Here is an 18,432-nt window from a genome sequence, read left to right as displayed (position 1 = left end):
GCTGTTACGGCGGAGTGTACATTGACTTTATGCATATGCACATATAAATTGCCGAACATGAACGACACCTCGATTGCCCAGGCATGCAACTGTCTCGCGCTGCGTCAGGCGGCGCGCTTCGTCACGCAGCTGTACGAACGCCATCTGGCCCCGGTCGGCGTCACGCCCGCCCAGTTCTCGATCATGGCGAACCTCACGCGCCACCCGGGCCTCCTGATGAGCGAACTTGCCGACATGCTCGTGATGGACCGCACGACCTTGCTGCGTGCGCTGAAGCCGTTGCAGCGCGACGGTTTCGTCTCGACGGCGGCGTCCGAGCACGATGCACGCGCGCATGCGCTGCACCTCACGAAGCTCGGCGAGCGTACGTTCGCGCAGGCAAAAGTCGCGTGGCAGGCCGCGCAGGACGAATTCGACACGCAGTTCGGCCGCGAGCGCGCGAAGGCGTTGCGCAATGAATTGTTCAGCCTGACGGCGGAACGGTAGGCGGGGCTGGCGTGGCGGTGTGGCGATCAACTGGCGCGAAATTCAGGCCATTGGTCGGCTTGGAAGTAGTCGATTGCTGGAATTGGTTTTGATGATGTCCGGTTTGATGGCGATCTGGACAGTTTTTATTTCCAGTTGTAGAGTCCTCTGACTGATTTCACGAACCGGCGCCGCCGCCGGTACGCGTCACGAGGAGCAACCGATGCTGCAGTTGAGTGACCGCGACGACGCCATGTTGCGCGGGGATTTCGGCGACGGCGTCGCCCGCGCGATGCGGATCGTCGCGCGCACCGCGCAGGTGATGTCCGCGCCGCACCTGATCGACATTACGTCCGCCCATATCGACGGCTGTCTGTATCACGGCCAGACGAGCCTCGACTTCGTCGACTATTTCGTCGACACGGGCGCGAAGGTCGCGGTGCCGACCACCTTGAACGTCGGGTCGCTCGACCTGATCCATCCCGAGCTGTACCACGGCGACCGCACGATCCAGCGCGATGCGCAGCGCCTGATGGACGCGCATCTGCAACTCGGCTGCGAATCGAGCTTCACGTGCGCGCCGTATCAGCTGAAGAATCGTCCGGCGAAGGGCGAGCAGATCGCGTGGGCCGAATCGAATGCGATCGTGTTCGCGAACTCGGTGCTCGGCGCGCGCACGAGCCGCTACGGCGATTTTCTCGATCTGGCCGCCGCGATCACCGGGCGCGCGCCGTATGCGGGGCTGCATGTCGACGCGAACCGCGCCGCGCGGATCGTGTTCAATGCGCCCGATTTCAGCCGCTTGCCGTCGCGCGACATCTATTTCGCCGCGCTCGGTTTGGCGGTCGGCAAGGTCGCGGGCGCGGTCGTGCCGGCGATCGTCGGGTTGCCGGCGGACACCACCGAGGACGAACTCAAGGCGCTCGGCGCGGCCGCCGCGTCGAGCGGGGCCGTCGCGCTGTTCCATGCGGTCGGCGTGACGCCCGAGGCGCCGACGCTCGACGCCGCGTTGCACGGCCGCGCCGCGCAGCACACGGTCGATATCGCGATGGCCGATCTCGACGAGATTCGCCGCACGCTGAATCACGGTGCGGCCGGCGACGCGCTCGTCGCGGTCGCGCTCGGCACGCCGCATTTTTCGCTGGCCGAATTCCGCACGCTCGACACGTTGCTCGACGCGTTCGACGGCAAGCCGGCGTGCGACTTCTACGTGAACACGAGCCGCTTCATTCTGTGGGAACTGGAGCAAGCCGGCCTCGCGGAGAAATTCGCCGCGCGCGGCATCCAGATCGTCGTCGATACCTGCACGTACATCACGCCGGTGATGAAGCAACTGTCGGGGCTGGTGATGACCAACTCGGGGAAATGGGCGTCGTATGCGCCCGCGAACATCGGCGTGACGGTCGCGTACGGCAGCATGCGCGAATGCGTGCGCTCCGCGTACGAAGGCAAGGTGCGATTCGATGACTGAAACGACGGGCACATTCTTGACGGGCGACACGCTCGTGCCGGGCAGCGCGTGCGCGCGCCCGTTCATCCTCGACAAGCCGCTGAGCTTCTGGGGCGGCTACGACTCGGGCGTGGGCCGGATCGTCGATCGCGGGCATCCGCAGGCCGGCGCGAGCCTCGCCGGCAAGGTGATGGTGATGCCGCACGCGAAGGGTTCGAGCTCGAGCAGCAGCGTGCTCGCGGAAGCGGTGCGCAATGGCACGGGGCCGGTCGGGATCGTGTTGAAGGAGCGCGATTTGATTATCTCGATCGGCGCGATCGTGGCCGCCGAGCTGTATGCGATCGCGGTGCCGGTGGTGTGCGTGAGCGACGATGTGTACGACGCGATCGTCGCCGCAACGGGCGATGTGCGGATCGAAGCGGGCGAGGGGGACGGCGGCGCGCGGATTTATCTGGGCACTGATGCGCGTTCGGGCCGATTCGGTTCGACCTGAACGAGCGGCGCGAACTGACGGCGAGTCAGGTGGTGGCCGCGGCGATGCGATCCGGAGCGAGCAGCGTCGTTCGCCGCGCGGTAGCCGCACCTGTCCCGGTCAGATGAAGCGCACGTGTCGGGTTTCTTCCTGCGTGAGCGACAGCGCTTGAGCTGCCGCGTTCATTTCACGTTTGCCGCCCGGCTGCGCCAGTCTTCTGATTTCGGGCCATACGATCACGCCGAACAGGATGCGCAGGATCGCACTCAGCACGCACAAGCCGATTACGCTCGCGCTGATCAGCGCAAACACGTCGAACGTCGATTCCATGCTGAGCGTCACCGCGGATACGATTCCGCTGACGACGGCCGCGCCGATCACGCAAATGAGCATGACGAAAAGGTCGGTTCGGGCGCCGGCGACTTTGGCGGGGCGCAGCAGATAAGCCGAACCGTCGGTCATGTTGCGAATGCCGTAGATGAACTGGCGATCCTGGTCGCCGGCATAGGCGACATTCAATCGATCGCCATCGGCGATGAACAGGCGCGTCGTCCCGTTGGTCCTGAACACGAGGGGGGACGCGAGCGAATCGAGTTTGAGCGTGATTTCCTCGATACTTTGCGTCGTCGTGCCCAGGTTGTTGCTCCAGACCTTCGTCTCGATCGATTGCTGACTGATTGCCGTCACGCGGCCGGATACGATATGCATGTCGTGGTTCGTCATGGGCTACTCCGCTCCGCGCTGAAACCGGACGGTTCGCCTAGCCAGCAATCCTGGGCTTCGCGTCGCTGCGGCTGGAAGATCAGGTCGGACAAGCCGCCGATGGCGACCAGGTTGCCCACCAGACCGACGATGGCCACGACGGTGGCCAGTGCCGAGGTGAACGCCCAGCCCGAATGGAGTGCCGCGGCAGCGGTACCCAGACTCAGCACGACCAGGCACGACGCCCAGGCGAGCAGCGACAGGTTCCGTCGCTTTTGCGCGCGCACGTCGTACGGCGCGATGGCAAGGCTGCCGCTCCTGATCCACGCGATTCGGCGACGGCCGCGATGCTCGAACGTGCAGGCACGCACCGACATGCCGGGCCTCAGTTTCTCGATCTGCTTGAATGCTTCTTCGTCGACGTCGTTGGCCGTGACGAAGTAGCAGATGTTCTGCATCGTCAAACGGTATGGCGGGTGCTTCCTGACATCGGCCTTGACTCGGATGAGGTTGGTATCGACACGGTCGATCGTGGCCTCGATCAGGGTGGTGCGATTGGGCATGGGTCGGAGAGGGCGCGGGTCCGCGCGACGTCGTTTTGATGTGGCGCCCATCATACGCCACAGCTTTCGGCCCACCGTCCGGCATTGTCGGACGACGGGTTGGCTGGCGCGTGGCACTGCGATCCGCGCGCGGCCGCACCCGCCTCCTCCCGCCGGCGGTTCGGCGTTATTCGCGCCGGTGCCCGGGTCGCCGCTGACGCGATCACCTCGCAGCCGCTTCCCGAAACGCGCTCGGCGTCTGCCCGGCCCAGCGCCGGAACGCGCGCGTGAAGTTCGCCGGGTCGGTGAATTGCAGCCGCTCGGCGATCGTTTTCAGATCGAGATCCGACGCGGCGAGCAACTGCTTCGCGTCGCGAAACCGCACTTCATCGAGCAATTGCCGATAGCTCGATCCGGCTTCCTCCAGCCGGCGCCGCAGCGTGCGCGTCGACACGAGCAGCGCATCGGCGAGCGTGTCCGGCCCCGGATAATCGCCGGCGGCGCGCGCCAGCTCCGCGCGCACGCGCTCGACCAGATCGCCTTCCTCCTGCCGCACCTGCGCATATTCGCGCTCGACCTGCACGAGCGCCTGCCGGTGCGCGACCTCGTCGGCGAGCGGTAGCGGCCAGTCGAGCGCATCGCGCGCGATCCACAGCGCGTTGGCCGCGCAGCCGAATGCCACCGGCGGCAACTGGTCGCGATAGCGCGCGAAATACGCGGGTTCCGGCCATGCGAATTGCAGCGTGATCGGCGGCGACGCGCGGCCCGACCATTGGGAGATGTTCTGTGCGAGCCCGGTCAGCACGAATTCGAACATCACGTGATGCTGGAGGACGGGATTCGCCTGCACGCCGTGCAACTCGAGCGTCGCGCCGCGTTCGTCTTCCGCATAGGTCAGCCGGTACTGGCGATTGCGCATCCGGAAGTAGCGCTGCGTGACCGACAGCGCTTCACGGATGTCCCGCGCGGTCAACGTCGCATAGCCGAGAAAGCCGTGCACGGTCGGCTTCAGCAGCAGCCCGAACGCGAGCCCGATGCCCGGATCGCCGCCGATTTCGATCGCGTTGAGCACGAGCCGCCCCCATTGCGACGGCGCGACGCGCGCGTCCGGTTCGGCCAGCACCGCGTCGCGCAGGCCCGTGCCGGCGCGCACGGCGGCCAGGTCGACGCCGCGCGCGGCCAGCGCCTGCAGCAGCAGGCGCGTATAGGCGACCGGAATCGTCGGCCGGCGTAGCCCGAGGCGATCCTTGCGAGACGGGGAAGTCATGTCGATTTGGCCGGAAATGACAAGCATTATGGCTGTTTGCCCCCTCACGTTCAAGGCAGCGCGCGCCTACGATGGCAGCCATCGCTTATTGGCCGACTCATCATGACGACACCCTTTCCGCACCTGCTCGCCCCGCTCGATCTCGGCTTCACGACGCTGAAGAATCGCGTGCTGATGGGCTCGATGCATACCGGCCTCGAGGACAGCCGCAAGACGCTGCCGCGCCTCGCCGAATATTTCGCCGAACGCGCGCGCGGCGGGGTCGGCCTGATCGTGACGGGCGGCTTCGCGCCGAACGTGGCCGGCTGGACCAAGCCGTTCGGCGGCACGCTGATGACGTCGGCCGCCGCGCGCCGGCATCGCGAGATCACCGGCGCCGTGCACGCGGAGGACGGCAAGATCGCGCTGCAGATCCTGCATACGGGCCGCTACGGTTATCACCCGTTCGCGGTCGCGCCGTCGAAGATCAAGTCGCCGATCTCGCCGTTCGCGCCGCACGAACTGAGCGCGCGCGGCGTCGAGCGGCAGATCCGCGCGTTCGTGCGCTGCGCGAAGCTGGCCCGCGAAGCCGGTTACGACGGCGTCGAGATCATGGGCTCCGAGGGCTACCTGATCAACCAGTTCATCTCGATGCATACGAACAAGCGCAGCGACCAGTGGGGCGGTGCGTACGAGAACCGCATCCGCCTGCCGATCGAGATCGTCGAGCGCACGCGCGAAGCGGTCGGCCGCGATTTCATCCTGATCTACCGGCTGTCGATGCTCGACCTGATTCCGGACGGCAGCGACTGGCGCGAAACCGTGCAGCTCGCGAAGGCGGTCGAGCGCGCGGGCGCGACGATCATCAACACCGGGATCGGCTGGCACGAGGCGCGCGTGCCGACGATCGCGACGTCGGTCCCGCGCGGCGCGTTCGCGTGGGTGACGAAGAAGATGAAGGGCGAAGTGGGCATCCCGCTCGTGACGACCAACCGGATCAACCGGCCCGAAGTGGCCGAGCAGATTCTCGCGGACGGCTGCGCGGACATGGTGTCGATGGCGCGGCCGCTGCTCGCGGATGCCGAGTTCGTCGTCAAGGCCGCGCAGGGCCGGGCCGACGAGATCAATACCTGCATCGGCTGCAACCAGGCGTGCCTCGATCATGCGTTCAAGAACAAGATTGCGTCGTGCCTGCTGAATCCGCGTGCATGCCACGAGACCGAGCTGAAATACACGCCTGCGTCGCAGCCGAAGCGTATCGCGGTGGTCGGCGCGGGGCCGGCCGGGCTCGCGTGCTCGACGGTGCTCGCGCAGCGCGGCCATCAGGTCGACCTGTTCGACGGCGCGGCCGAGATCGGCGGCCAGTTCAACATGGCGAAGCGGATTCCGGGCAAGGAAGAGTTTCACGAAGCGCTGAATTACTTCGGTCGGCAAGTCGAGCTGACCGGCGTGAAGCTGCACCTGAACCGCCGCGTCGACGCGAGCGACCTGATCGCGGGCGGCTACGACGAGATCGTGCTCGCGACCGGCGTCGCGCCGCGCGACCCGAAGATTCCGGGGCAGGACGGGCCGAACGTGCTCAGCTATATCGACGTGCTCGCGGGCAAGCAGCCGGTCGGCCGGCGGGTCGCGGTGGTGGGCGCGGGCGGGATCGGCTTCGATGTCGCCGAATATCTGGTGCAGGACGGCGAGTCGCCGGCGCTCGATCTGGACGAATGGAAGGCCGAGTGGGGCGTGACCGACCCGGCCGCGACGCGCGGCGGCGTGACGCGGGCGCAGGTGTCGGCGCCCGCGCGGGAAGTGACGTTGCTGCAGCGCAAGGCCGCGCCGCTCGGCAAGGGGCTCGGCAAGACGACCGGCTGGATTCACCGCGCGACGCTGAAGATGAAACAGGTGAAGATGATCGGCGGCGTGAACTACGAACGGATCGACGCGCGCGGGCTGCATGTGTCGTACGGCGAGCAGCGCACCGATCACGAACTGATCGAAGCCGATACGATCGTGCTCTGCACGGGGCAGGAGCCGCAGCGCGCGTTGCTGGCGCCGCTGCAGGCGGCCGGGCGCTCGGTGCACCTGATCGGCGGCGCGGAGCTGGCCGCCGAACTCGATGCGAAGCGTGCGATCGATCAGGGTGCGCGGCTGGCGGCGCGGTTGTAACGGGCGGCCGTTGCGGTGGCCGATTCGGATGATCGTCGCGTGGCGATGATCAGTGTGCGCGACGGTTGGCGGACTGATGCGCCCATTCGCGGGCGCGGCAACCATGACGAACCGCGGCGCCGATGGCGCCACCACGCAACGTGGCGGCGCGCACCCGCAGACCGTGCCCGCGACCGACCGGCGCGACTCAGGCCGCTTCGGCCCGCTCTTCCGCTTCCGCTTCGAGCATCGCCTTGACGATCAGGTAGACGGCCGGCAGATCGTCGTCGTCGCGGTGCCAGTCGACCGGTTCCTCGACGTCCGCGGCGACCAGCCGGCTGTCGCGCAGCCGGATGAACGCGTCGACGACGGTCGGATCGTTGCGGTTCAGGAACCCGGCATTCGAAAACGCCAGCTCCTCGACGTTCAGCAGCGCCTGCCAGCTCATCGTGCGCACGGCCGCCGGATGGGTGCGGCGGCGCAGGCCCAGCGCCCGCTGCGCGGGGCCGCCGACGACACGCTGCAGATCGACGACCGCCCGCTGCGCGGCGCGCTCGAAGTGGACGGGATTGAAGCCGGGTTGCTCGGGATCGAATGCGGAAGCCTGGAACATGGTCGCCTCACAAAAGTCCGTTCGTCTGTGGATGACGGAATTCGGGTCAAATGGTGCAAAAGCACTGTAAATATATACAGTGTTCGACGCGGTTTCAAGCCCCGAATGCAGGATTTCGTGCATCGGCGATCGATGCGGGCGATCGCGTCGATCAGACGGACGATCTACACCGCCGCCGCGATCGTCTCCCGCAGCCACCGATGCGCCGGATCGCGATGCACGCGCTCGTGCCACAGCATCGACATTTCATAGCCGGGCACCTCGACCGGTGCGTCCACCACGCGCAGCGCCGGCACGTCGCGCACCAGCCGCTCGGGCAGCATCGCGACGAGATCGGTGCTCGCGACGGCCGACATCACGAACAGGAAGTGCGGCACCGACAGCACGACGCGCCGCGTGGCCCCGACCTTCGCGAGCGCTTCGTCCGTCACGCCGAAGAAGCCGCCGCCGTCGGGCGACACGATCACGTGCTCGAGCGTGCCGAACTGCGCGAGCGTGGGGCGCCGCTTCAGCTTCGGGTGGCCGGCGCGGCCGATCAGCACGTAGCGCTCGACGAACAGCGGCAGGCGCCGCATGCCCGGTGGCGACCCTTCGGTCGTATGAAAGGCCAGGTCGATGCCGTTTCGTTCGGCATCCTGCTCGATGCGTGGCGGCACCAATTCGACGACGGCCAGCCGCGTGCCGGGCGCGGCCGAACGCAGCGTGTGCAGCGCGGGCAGCACGATCGTCGATTCGCCGTAGTCGGTCGCGGCCACGCGCCACGTGTTCGTTGCGGTCGCGGGATCGAACGGCGTGGCCGGAATCACCGCGCGCTCGACCGCTTCGAGCGCATCGCGCAACGGCTCGCGCAGCGCTTCCGCGCGTGCGGTCGGCCGCATTCCGCGCGGCCCGGGCAGCAGCAGCGGATCGCCGAACACGTCGCGCAGTTTCTGCAGCTGCACGCTGACCGACGGCTGCGACATGTTCAGCTTCTCGGCCGCGCGCGTGACGTTGTGCTCGGCGAGCAGCACGTCCAGCGTGACGAGCAGGTTCAGATCGAGCCTTCTGAGATTATTCATGGCTATATCTGGAATATCAGGAATTCATTTCAAATATACCGTCGGAGGCCGCATCCTGCAGTCATTCAATCCACGGAGTGACGAAGATGAATGTGCTGATCGTGTATGCCCATCCCGAACCGCGTTCGCTGAACGGCGCGCTGCGCGATTTCGCCGTCGCGCATCTCGAAGCGGCCGGCCACGCGGTGCAGGTGAGCGACCTGTATGCGATGAACTGGAAGGCGGTGCTGGACGCGAACGACGTGACCGATCGCGCGCCCGACGCGCGGTTCGATCCGTCGCTCGATTCGCGGCGCGCGTTCGCGGCGGGTACGCAAAGCGACGACATCGCGCGCGAGCAGGACAAGCTGAAGTGGGCCGACGCGGTGATCCTGCAGTTTCCGCTGTGGTGGTTCTCGATGCCGGCGATCATGAAGGGCTGGTTCGAGCGCGTGTACGCGTACGGTTTTGCGTACGGCGTCGGCGAGCATTCCGATACGCACTGGGGCGATCGCTACGGCGAAGGTTCGCTGGCCGGCAAACGCGCGATGATCGTCGTCACGACGGGCGGGTGGGAGTCGCACTACAGCCCGCGCGGCATCAACGGGCCGATCGACGACTTGCTGTTTCCGATCCAGCACGGCGTGCTGTATTACCCGGGATTCGACGTGCTGCCGCCGTTCGTGATCTATCAGACGGGCAAGATGAACGCCGCGCGCTTCGACAAAACCTGTACGGCGCTCGGCCAGCGTCTCGACGCTCTGTGGACCACGCCGCCGATTCCGTTTCGCCGACAGAACGCGGGCGATTACGAGATTCCGGCGCTGACGTTGAAGGAGGACATCGCGCCGGGGAAGGTGGGGTTCGCCGCACACGTGACCGCCTGACGGTTACTGCACACCCCGACGCGGGGCGGCACGGACAGCCGCCGCCATACGCAAGATGCCGGACGCAGAATGCAAACGACCCGGGCGGCCTGCGTGACATCGCCGGCCGCCCGGGTCGTGCTTCTCGTGGCATCTCGTGCCATTTCGCGGCCGTGGGGCACGGCCGCGATTCACCCCGTTGCTTACCGATCGTCGTCCCGCACCGAAGACGGATGCCGGCACAGCGCCCGCACCTCCATCTCCATATACGGAAACAGCGGCAGCTGGCTCAGCACGTCATGCAACTGCTGCACGCTTTCGACGTCGAAAATACTGACGTTCGCATACTGCCCGGCGATCCGCCACAGATGGCGCCACGTGCCTTCGTTCATCAGCCGCTGGCACATCGCCTTTTCTTCGGCCTTCAGCGTGGCCGCCTTGACCGGATCCATGTCCGCCGGCAGGCGAACGGTCATTTCCACATGAAACAGCATCCTGCACTCCTTGCGTTGTCGATTCGTCGAACGGGAAGGGCGCTCACGCCTGCGCGCGGGCCCGCTCGACTTCGCTGCCCGGCACGTCCTGCTTGTCCTTGAGCAGCGTGAAGTCGAAGTCGATCAGCGCGAACTGCCCGTCGACGCCATACGGCTTGCCTTCCGCGCCCTCCGCCTGCTTGACCGGCGGGATCAGCCCGTCGCGCGTCGCGAACGCGAAGTCGTCCCACAGGTGCGGATCGCCGTCGATGTTGATCTGCGTCGTCAGCTTACGATAACCGTCCGCCGAAACGAAGAAGTGAATGTGCGCCGGACGATGGCCGTGGCGGCCGAGCTGGTCGAGCAATTGCTCGGTCTTGCTGCCCGGCGGCACGCTGTAGCCGACCGGCAGCACGCTGCGGAAGCTGTAGCGGCCTTCGGCATCGGTGCGGATCGAGCGGCGCAGGTTGAACGCGGGCTGCGACGCGTCGAAGTACGAGTAATTGCCCAGATGGTTCGCGTGCCACACCTCGACCAGCGCGTTCGCGAGCGGCGCGCCGTCCTGGCCGAGCACGCGGCCGCGCATGATCAGCGTCTGGCCCGGATCGGTGCCGTCGTCGAGACGCGCGTGGCCGACCGATTCCGGCGCGCCGGCGACGTACAGCGGCCCTTCGATCGTGCGCGGCGTGCCGCCCTGGATGCCGGCCTTGGCCTCGGCTTCGTCCATCCGCACGTCGAGGAAGCGTTCGAGGCCGAGGCCCGCGGCGATCAGCCCGAATTCGCGGCCGGCTTCGTTCAGGTAGTTCAGGGCCGTCCAGAATTCGCTCGGCTGCACGTCGAAGTCCTCGATCGTGTAGCAGATGTCCTTCACGATCCGGTTGACGATCGCGCGCACGCGCGGGTTGCCGGGCTTTTCCGCGGCGTCGTCGAAGGTCTTCAGCAGGGCGTCGATGGCTTGCTTGTTCATCTGTGTCTCCGGTGTCGGTTGTCGTGTGGGGATCAGCGGGCGTCGCGTCGCATCCGTTCGATGCGGGCCCAGTCGAAGGTGATGCCGAGGCCGGGCGTCGCCGGCAGATGCAGCTTGAAATCCTGGTAGCGCAGCGGCTCGACGAGGATCTCCTCGGTGAGCAGCAGCGGGCCGAACAGTTCGGTGCCCCATTTCAGCGAGTCGAACGTGCTGAACAGTTGCGCGGACGCCATCGTGCCGGCCGCGCCTTCGAGCATCGTGCCGCCGTACAGTTCGATGCCGGCCGCCGCCGCGATCGACGCGACGCTCGCCGCGCCCTGCAGGCCGCCCGACTGCGCGATCTTCACCGCGAACACGTCGGCCGCGCGATCCTGCGCGAGCGCGAACGCATCGACGGGGCCGTGCAGCGCCTCGTCGGCCATGATCGGCACCTGCGCGAGCTGCGTGAGGCGTTTGAGCCCCGCGCGGTTGGTCGCGGCGATCGGCTGCTCGACGAGGCTCACGCCGGCGTCGGCCAGCCGCGCGCCGGCCCAGATCGCATCGGTTTCGCTCCAGGCCTGGTTCACGTCGACCCGCACGTCGCCGCGCTCGCCGAGCGCGCGCTTGATCGCGACCACGTGGGCCACGTCGTCGGCGACCGCGTTCGAGCCGATCTTCAGCTTGAACGCGCGATGGCGGCGGGCGTCGAGCATCGCTTCGGCTTCCGCGATGTCGCGTTGGGTATCACCGCTCGCGAGCGTCCACGCGACATCGACCGCATCGGTCCGCCGGCCGCCGAACAGCTCGGACAGCGGTACGCCCAGGCGCCGCGCCTGCGCGTCGAACAGCGCGGTCTCGATCGCGCATTTCGCGAAACGGTTGCCCTGGAACAGCTTGCGCGCCCGCGCGATCGCGGCGCCCGGGCGCGTCGCGTCCATGCCTTGCAGCAGCGGCGCGAAGTAGGTGTCGATGTTGACCTTGATGCTTTCGGGGCTCTCCTCGCCATACGCGAGACCGCCGATGGTCGTCGCCTCGCCGACGCCTTCGATACCGTCCGTGCATCGAACGCGGACCAGCACGAGGGTCTGGCAATTCATCGTCGCGACCGACAATTTGTGGGGCCGGATCGTCGGCACGTCGACCAGCAGCGTGTCGATGCGTTCGATGGTGGCGGCAGTTGCTATCATGCGATTCCTCCTGTTGGTGCACATGGTAGGAATTCCCGCCCCGCGTCGTCCAACACTCTTTCCGACTACTTCCATACCTTTGAGGCATGAAATGGAATTGCGTCAGCTCCGTTACTTCATCGCCGTCGCCGAGGAAATGAACATCACGCGGGCCGCGGAGCGGCTGCACATGACGCAGCCGCCGCTGAGCCGCCAGCTTCAGGCGATCGAGGAGGAGATCGGGTTGCCGCTGTTCGAACGAGGCGCGCGGCCGCTGAAACTGACCGATGCCGGGCGCGTGTTCCATGCGCAGGCGAAGCGTCTGGTCGACCAGGCCGACGAACTGGGGCCGCTGACGCGGCGGCTCGCGCAACTGTCGGAGCGGATCGTGATCGGCTTCGTGCCGTCGACGCTGTACGGCGCGCTGCCGGACGTGATCCGCGCGTTTCGCGAGGCGCAGCCGGACGTCGAGCTGTCGCTGATCGAAATGTTCACGCTCGAACAGCTCGGCGCGCTGAAGGGCGGGCGGATCGACGTGGGGTTCGGCCGCCTGCGCTTCGACGACGACCAACTGGTGCGCGAGGCGCTAATCGAGGAAAAGCTGATCGCGGCGCTGCCGGTCGGGCATCGGCTCGCCGATCCGGCACGGCCGCTGACGCTCGCGGATCTCGCCGACGAGACGATGATCGTCTACCCGAGCACGCCGCGGCCGAGCTTCGCCGATCAGCAGTTGTCCGCGCTGCGCGACGGCGCGGTCGTGCCGGCGGCCGTGCACGAGGTGCGCGAGCTGCAGACCGCGCTCGGGCTCGTCGCCGCGCAGGTCGGCGTGTCGCTGGTGCCCGAGAGCGTGGAGGGCGTACGCGTGAAGGGCGTGGTCTACCGGCGGCTGCCGGAGCCGGGCGCGACGTCGCCGATCATCATGAGCCGCCGGCTGCACGGCGAAAGCGCCGCGACGGCGGCGTTCTGCGCGATTGCGCGGGAGATGATCGTGCCGTCGGCGTGATGGCTGACGGCCGACACAAAACGATCGCCGCATGCCGATTATTGCCGCACATGGTTTTTTCTATCCTGCCGGCAGCCGATAAATCGGCCATGTCGCTCTCCGTAAACAGGGTTGGACGCGGGGTTTCCCGTTCCGCATCGCCCTGGAACAGTGGAGGAGAGCAGCGTGAGCCGATTGGGGAAAAGCATCAAGTTCAGGATCTTTTTCGCGCTTGCCGCGTGTGTCGCGCTCATGGCCGCCATCGGCGTGTTCGGCCTGTTCGGTCTGTCGAGACTGAATTCGAACGTCCATGATGCTTATACGGACAACACCTTGCCGATCAGCGAATTGTCGGAAATTCGCGCCGCGACCTTCGAGACGCAGCTTCGGATGCGCGGGGTGTTGTCCGAGCGCGATCCCGCGCGGGTTCGCAGCGGGATCGACGAGACGCGTGCCGGGCAACGCCGTCTCGACACGATATGGAACCGCTATTACGGCCAATCGATCACGAGCGACAAGGAGCGCCGCATCGCGGCCCGGATTCGCGACGTGCTGCCGCGGTTCCGGGCCGGCGTGGACGCGGCACTCGCGGCGGTGGGCGGCGGGGACCGCGACGCGGCCGCCGCGGCGATCGACCGGCTGGCGCCCGCCGCCGGCGCGCTCAAGCAGGCGCTCGACGACGACATCGCACTGAACATCGATCAGGCGAAGTCGTTCGTCGACGACAGCGCGTCGACCTTCGTCATGATCCTGTGGATCGCGATCGGCCTGATCGGCATCGGCGTGCTGGTCGCGGCGTGGGTATCCGCGCACCTGATGCGGCACATCTCGACGCCGCTCGGCAAGGCCGTGCGCGTGGCCGACGAAATCGCCGGCGGGTCGCTGGACAACCGGATCGACGTCGACTCGCACGACGAATTCGGCCGGTTGCTCGGTGCGTTGGCGACGATGGATCGGCAACTCGGTGCGACGGTGCGCGGCATCAAGCGCAGCGCGGAAGCGGTGGGGGTTGCGTCGCGCCAGATCGCGAGCGGCAATGCCGATCTGTCGGCCCGCACGGAAGAGCAGGCCGCGTCGCTCGAGGAAACCGCGTCGAGCATGACGCAACTGACCGAGACCGTGAAGCAGAACGCCGACAACGCGCAGCAGGCCAATACGCTGGCGACGCGCGCGACCGGCATGGCCGATGCCGGCAACGATGCCGTGCAGAGCATGGTCGCGACGATCGGGCAGATCAGCAGCAGTTCCAGCCAGGTTGCCGACATCACGGGCGTCATCGAGAGCATCGCGTTCCAGACCAACATCCTCGCGCTCAACGCCGCGGTGGAGGCCGCGCGCGCCGGCGAGCAGGGGCGCGGCTTCGCGGTGGTCGCGAGCGAGGTGCGCAGCCTCGCGCAGCGCTCGGCGGCGGCTGCGAAGGAGATCAAGGAACTGATCGGCGCGTCGGTGTCGATGATCCGCGACAGCGCGCGGCAGGCCACGGGCGTCGGCGTGACGATGGAGCAGGTGAAGCTCGCGATCAAGCAGGTGTCCGATATCGTCGCCGAAATCGCGGCCGCGTCGCGGGAGCAGAGCCAGGGGATCGGGCAGGTCAATCTGGCGATCGAGCAGATGGACCAGGTGACGCAGCAGAACGCGGCGCTCGTCGAGCAGGCGGCCGCGGCGGCGCATTCGCTCGAGGAGCAGGCCGGCCGCCTGCAGGCGGCGATGGCGGCGTTCAAGCTCGCGCCGAATGGCGACGATGCGCCGGTCATGGCGTCGTCGGCGCCTGCATCCGCGCTCGCCGTCGCGCCGACAAAACCGCTGGCGGCGGGGCTGAGCGCCCCTGTCGCGGGCGGCGCCGTCGACTGGAAGGCGTTTTGATCGGGATAACGGTTCGCAGCCTGCTGCGACGGGAGTATCGGCCCTTGAATGGCGCGACGCGTTCTGCTCACGTGGTACTCACGCTCGATGCGCTCGTCGACGCATGCGTGCGTTTCGATCCGTTGGACCGGGATCAGCGGCTGATCGTCCGGACGCTGGTCGTGCCGATGCTCGCGCGGCGGCTGAAGTGGCTGGGGCTGTTGCTGCGCGCGAGCCCGCGCAGCGAGGCCACGCGCGCGATGCTCGAACGGATCGAAGGGGCGCTGGCGTGCGCGGCGGCACGGCTCGACCCTGCGCGCCGGCCATCCGCGGATGCGGCGAGCAACGCCGTGCCGCGGCGCGGGCCGCCGGCGTAGATCGCGACGCGAGGTCGTCGCGCGAGTGCGACCGGCCGTCGATTGGGGCGACCTCGCTCACGCGCGGAAGGCGCGAAGGGTGGGAACGGCGATCGGCAGGACGGCGCGCGAAATGCAGCCTACGGCCGTGCGGCAGTGCGTGTGCGGACGGCTGCTTCAGCGCCTGGCGTCGAGCGTTTCCGACGGCGATTCGCCGAACTTCTCCCGATACGCGATCGCGAACCGGCCCAGGTGGGTAAACCCGCAATCGAGCGCGATATCGGCGATCCGTCGCTCGGATGTCGACCCACGCAGCAACTCCCTCGCATGGTCGAGCCGCGTCGCGCGCAGATATTGCATCGGGCTCATCCCGCGGAATTGCAGGAACGCGTCGCGCAGCGTCCGTTCGGGCACGTTGGCGGCCTGGACGATATCGGCGAGCTGCAGCGGCTGCGCGTAGTGCGCATCGACGAACTCCTGCGCGCGCCGCACGAAGCCCGGCGCCGGGTCGCGATGCGACGCCTGCGGCATGGACGGCGGATGGCCTTCGATCAGCAGGTCGATCAGCAGATGCTCGAGCTGCGACGCGACCCGCGGGTTCGCGTTCGCGCGTTCGAGCAGCTCGGGCGACCGCGCGACGAGCATCAGTTGCTGACGCCACGCGGCGAGCGCGGCGTCGCTGACGTGCAGCACCGGGTCGAGCGTCGCGCGCGGGTCGCCGGTCAGCGAGCCGACGGTCGCCGCGTCGATGCGCAGCACGAACTGCTCGCAATCGGCCGACAGCACCGCGTCGAAGCGCTCGCCGGGCGCGCACAGCACGCCGGTCTGGCCGTCGACGCCGAGCCGCCGCCCCATCGCGCGCACTTCGGCCTGGCCGGACAGGCAGAACATCAGCAGGTAGTAGCCGTCGACGGCATCGACCTGCACGCGCATCGCGTCGCCGAACGCGATCGTGCCGATCCCGAGCCCGCCCAGCTTGACGAAATCCATGTGCGACGCGCCCTGCACGCGGCCGCTCGGCAGCAGCGCGTGCGGCTGCATCACGCGCGAGATCCGCTCGCGCGTCTCGTCGAGATCGCGGGATTCGAACAGCCGGTGCGCGCGTAGCGCGAGCGGCTCGAACGACGTTGGGGACATGGGCCTCAGCCTTGGTAGGGCGACGCGCGCTTCGATCCGACGAATGGGTCGCGATCGTGCGACGGGTCGCGTGTGCCGTCATGCTAGCGCAGAAATCCGCCGAAAGTGGATATTGCACCGCCGCAATCGCACTTTCCGGATAGACGCTGAATATTAGCTTTTCAAAAATCGGCTCCATGCATTCAACGCAACGGATCGACAAGGAGTCCGACATGGAGCAGACAGAATCGCCCGTCGTTTTCGCGGAGCGCGGCGACGCATCCGACGTGACCTTTCCGCACGACGACGGCTCGCGCGTGCCGTACAAGGTGTTCAGCTCGCGGGCGGTCTACGATCGCGAGCAGGAACGCATCTTCCGCGGGCCGACGTGGAACTTCGTCGCGCTCGAAGCGGAGATCCCGAACGTCGGCGATTTCAAGAGCACGTTCGTCGGCGACACGCCGGTGGTCGTCACGCGCGCCGAGGACGGCACGCTGTCCGCGTGGGTGAACCGCTGCGCGCACCGCGGCGCGCAGGTGTGCCGCAAGTCGCGCGGCAACGCGAGTTCGCACACGTGCGTCTATCACCAGTGGAGCTTCGACAACCAGGGCAACCTGCTCGGCGTGCCGTTCCGGCGCGGCCAGAAGGGGATGACCGGGATGCCGGCCGATTTCGATCCGAAGCAGCACGGGCTGCGCAAGCTGCGCGTCGACAGCTATCGCGGGCTCGTGTTCGCGACCTTCAGCGACGCGGTCGCGCCGCTGCCCGAGTATCTGGGCGAGCAGATGCGTCCGTGGATCGACCGGATCTTCCACAAGCCGATCGAGTATCTCGGCTGCACGCGCCAGTATTCGAAGTCGAACTGGAAGCTGTACATGGAGAACGTGAAGGACCCGTATCACGCGAGCATGCTGCACCTGTTCCATACGACCTTCAACATCTTCCGCGTCGGCATGAAGGCGCGCTCGATTCCGGATGCGAATCACGGGCTGCACAGCATCATCACGGTGACGAAGACGAATGACGACACGTCGGCCGCATACAAGCAGCAGAACATCCGTTCGTTCGACGAGGGCTTCCATCTGGAAGACGAATCGATCCTCGATCTCGTATCGGAATACGACGAGGATTGCACCAACCATATCCAGCCGATCTTCCCGCAGCTCGTGATCCAGCAGATCCACAACACGCTGGTCGCGCGGCAGATCCTGCCGAAAGGGCCCGACAACTTCGAGCTGATCTTCCACTTCTTCGGCTATGCGGACGACACGCCCGAGCTGCGCGCGCTGCGCATCAAGCAGGCGAACCTCGTCGGGCCGGCCGGCTACATCTCGATGGAAGATACCGAAGCGACCGAGCTCGTGCAGCGCGGCACGGTGCGCGACGCCGATGCGACGTCGGTGATCGAGATGTCGCGCGGCAATCCGGACCAGCAGGACACGGTGATCACCGAGAGCCTGATCCGCAAGTTCTGGGTCGGCTACCAGAAGCTGATGGGCTATTGACGCGGGAGCAGGAAAATGACGGAAGACATGAAGACGTGGTTCGAGATTTACATGCTCCAGAACCGCTACATCGGGCACCTCGACAACGATCGGCTCGAACACTGGCCGGACATGTTCACCGAGGACTGCACGTACGAAATCGTGCCGAAGGAGAACGCCGATCTCGGGCTGCCGGTCGGGATCGTCCACTGCACGAACCAGCGGATGCTGCGCGACCGCGTGGTGTCGCTGCGGCACGCGAACATCTACGAGGAGCACACGTACCGGCACATGACGTCGGGCCTGACGATCGTCGCCGAGCGCGACGGCGAAATCGATACCGAGAGCAACTACGTGGTCGTGCAGACGCGCAGCAACGGCGAATCGAACGTGTATCAGGCCGGCAAGTACTACGACACGGTCGTGCGCACGCCCGACGGCCTGCGCTACAAGACCAAGCGCGTGATCTACGACACGTCGCGCGTGCAGACGCTGCTCGCGACGCCGATCTGACCGCTCTGATCGATCTGACGAAGCA

General features: G+C 66.9%; 19 protein-coding genes. 10 read left to right on the top strand and 9 right to left on the bottom strand.

The genetic code is table 11. The features are described 5' to 3' along the window. The first annotated feature begins 57 nt into the window (after nt 1–57). The 3 genes from H0X90_RS04500 (at nt 58) to H0X90_RS04490 (ending at nt 2,408) form a co-directional block, all read left to right on the top strand. Nucleotides 58–486: a MarR family winged helix-turn-helix transcriptional regulator gene (locus H0X90_RS04500; RefSeq protein WP_006484349.1), complete on the top strand. Its 429-nt coding sequence runs from the start codon at nt 58–60 to the stop codon at nt 484–486. A gap of 202 nt (nt 487–688) precedes the next feature. Continuing rightward, entirely contained in the window at nt 689–1,936 is a 1,248-nt protein-coding gene (locus H0X90_RS04495) for an aconitase X (RefSeq protein ID WP_077190819.1), read from the top strand. After that, nucleotides 1,929–2,408, top strand: coding sequence for a DUF126 domain-containing protein (locus H0X90_RS04490; RefSeq protein ID WP_077190818.1), 480 nt, complete (start codon nt 1,929–1,931; stop codon nt 2,406–2,408). Before H0X90_RS04495 ends, H0X90_RS04490 begins: the two co-directional genes overlap by 8 nt. A gap of 99 nt (nt 2,409–2,507) precedes the next feature. Here H0X90_RS04490 and H0X90_RS04485 read toward each other — a convergent pair whose 3' ends face one another. The 3 genes from H0X90_RS04485 to H0X90_RS04475 form a co-directional block, all read right to left on the bottom strand. Continuing rightward, nucleotides 2,508–3,110 carry a hypothetical protein gene (locus tag H0X90_RS04485; RefSeq protein WP_077190817.1) on the bottom strand — a complete coding sequence of 201 codons (603 nt, stop codon included), beginning with the start codon at nt 3,108–3,110 and terminating at the stop codon, nt 2,508–2,510. Next, nucleotides 3,107–3,652, bottom strand: coding sequence for a hypothetical protein (locus tag H0X90_RS04480; RefSeq protein ID WP_226245127.1), 546 nt, complete (start codon nt 3,650–3,652; stop codon nt 3,107–3,109). The genes H0X90_RS04485 and H0X90_RS04480 overlap by 4 nt, the downstream gene beginning before the upstream one ends. A 202-nt stretch (nt 3,653–3,854) precedes the next feature. Beyond that, nucleotides 3,855–4,925, bottom strand: coding sequence for an AraC family transcriptional regulator (locus tag H0X90_RS04475; protein WP_077190816.1), 1,071 nt, complete (start codon nt 4,923–4,925; stop codon nt 3,855–3,857). A gap of 75 nt (nt 4,926–5,000) precedes the next feature. On the opposite strand from H0X90_RS04475, the gene H0X90_RS04470 reads away from it, so the two are divergent. Beyond that, a complete protein-coding gene (locus H0X90_RS04470) occupies nt 5,001–7,034 on the top strand; it encodes an NADPH-dependent 2,4-dienoyl-CoA reductase (protein WP_006484351.1) in 2,034 nt (677 codons plus the stop codon). 187 nt (nt 7,035–7,221) lie between these two features. Here the strand turns inward: H0X90_RS04470 and H0X90_RS04465 are convergent, their stop codons facing one another. Together H0X90_RS04465 and H0X90_RS04460 are read right to left on the bottom strand one after the other, a co-directional pair. Beyond that, nucleotides 7,222–7,626, bottom strand: a complete 405-nt coding sequence (locus H0X90_RS04465) for a DUF2471 family protein (RefSeq protein WP_006484347.1) — start codon at nt 7,624–7,626, stop codon at nt 7,222–7,224. Between the two features lie 164 nt (nt 7,627–7,790). Beyond that, nucleotides 7,791–8,684 (bottom strand): LysR family transcriptional regulator, encoded by an 894-nt coding sequence (locus tag H0X90_RS04460; RefSeq protein WP_062885375.1) that lies wholly within the window; start codon nt 8,682–8,684, stop codon nt 7,791–7,793. 86 nt (nt 8,685–8,770) lie between these two features. Here H0X90_RS04460 and H0X90_RS04455 point away from each other — a divergent pair, with 86 nt between their 5' ends. Beyond that, nucleotides 8,771–9,550, top strand: coding sequence for an NAD(P)H-dependent oxidoreductase (locus H0X90_RS04455; protein ID WP_006496025.1), 780 nt, complete (start codon nt 8,771–8,773; stop codon nt 9,548–9,550). Between the two features lie 182 nt (nt 9,551–9,732). On the opposite strand, the gene catC is transcribed toward H0X90_RS04455, so the two are convergent. The 3 genes from catC to H0X90_RS04440 are packed head-to-tail and all read right to left on the bottom strand — an operon-like array spanning nt 9,733 to nt 12,135. Continuing rightward, nucleotides 9,733–10,023, bottom strand: a complete 291-nt coding sequence (catC, locus tag H0X90_RS04450) for a muconolactone Delta-isomerase (RefSeq protein WP_006484359.1) — start codon at nt 10,021–10,023, stop codon at nt 9,733–9,735. Between the two features lie 43 nt (nt 10,024–10,066). Then, nucleotides 10,067–10,969, bottom strand: a complete 903-nt coding sequence (gene catA / locus H0X90_RS04445; protein WP_006496024.1) for a catechol 1,2-dioxygenase — start codon at nt 10,967–10,969, stop codon at nt 10,067–10,069. A gap of 32 nt (nt 10,970–11,001) precedes the next feature. Then, complete coding sequence (locus H0X90_RS04440) at nt 11,002–12,135, bottom strand: muconate/chloromuconate family cycloisomerase (protein ID WP_058902842.1); 1,134 nt, start codon at nt 12,133–12,135, stop codon at nt 11,002–11,004. Nucleotides 12,136–12,226: 91 nt separating this feature from the next. Between H0X90_RS04440 and H0X90_RS04435 the strand changes: the two genes are divergently transcribed. The 3 genes from H0X90_RS04435 to H0X90_RS04425 all read left to right on the top strand — a co-directional run bounded on the left by H0X90_RS04435 (nt 12,227) and on the right by H0X90_RS04425 (nt 15,315). Then, on the top strand, nt 12,227–13,117 hold the full coding sequence (locus tag H0X90_RS04435; protein ID WP_077190814.1) for a LysR family transcriptional regulator: 891 nt from the start codon (nt 12,227–12,229) through the stop codon (nt 13,115–13,117). Between the two features lie 165 nt (nt 13,118–13,282). Continuing rightward, nucleotides 13,283–14,959, top strand: a complete 1,677-nt coding sequence (locus H0X90_RS04430) for a methyl-accepting chemotaxis protein (protein ID WP_077190846.1) — start codon at nt 13,283–13,285, stop codon at nt 14,957–14,959. Between the two features lie 71 nt (nt 14,960–15,030). Beyond that, a complete protein-coding gene (locus H0X90_RS04425) occupies nt 15,031–15,315 on the top strand; it encodes a hypothetical protein (RefSeq protein WP_006490982.1) in 285 nt (94 codons plus the stop codon). A 156-nt stretch (nt 15,316–15,471) separates the two neighbouring features. Here the strand turns inward: H0X90_RS04425 and andR are convergent, their stop codons facing one another. Further along, nucleotides 15,472–16,431: an anthranilate 1,2-dioxygenase regulatory protein AndR gene (gene andR / locus H0X90_RS04420; protein ID WP_062885377.1), complete on the bottom strand. Its 960-nt coding sequence runs from the start codon at nt 16,429–16,431 to the stop codon at nt 15,472–15,474. Nucleotides 16,432–16,643: 212 nt separating this feature from the next. On the opposite strand from andR, the gene andAc reads away from it, so the two are divergent. Together andAc and andAd are read left to right on the top strand one after the other, a co-directional pair. Then, a complete protein-coding gene (gene andAc, locus H0X90_RS04415; RefSeq protein ID WP_077190813.1) occupies nt 16,644–17,915 on the top strand; it encodes an anthranilate 1,2-dioxygenase large subunit AndAc in 1,272 nt (423 codons plus the stop codon). Between the two features lie 15 nt (nt 17,916–17,930). Further along, nucleotides 17,931–18,407 (top strand): anthranilate 1,2-dioxygenase small subunit AndAd, encoded by a 477-nt coding sequence (andAd, locus tag H0X90_RS04410; RefSeq protein ID WP_077190812.1) that lies wholly within the window; start codon nt 17,931–17,933, stop codon nt 18,405–18,407. The last annotated feature ends 25 nt before the right edge of the window (nt 18,408–18,432 follow it).

The organism is Burkholderia sp. 9775_39 (genome assembly GCF_015712225.1).
In the GTDB taxonomy this organism is placed as follows: Bacteria; Pseudomonadota; Gammaproteobacteria; order Burkholderiales; family Burkholderiaceae; genus Burkholderia; species Burkholderia cenocepacia.
The sequence above is the reverse complement of the archived record's forward strand: the minus strand, read 5'-3'. Positions and strand labels throughout refer to the sequence as shown.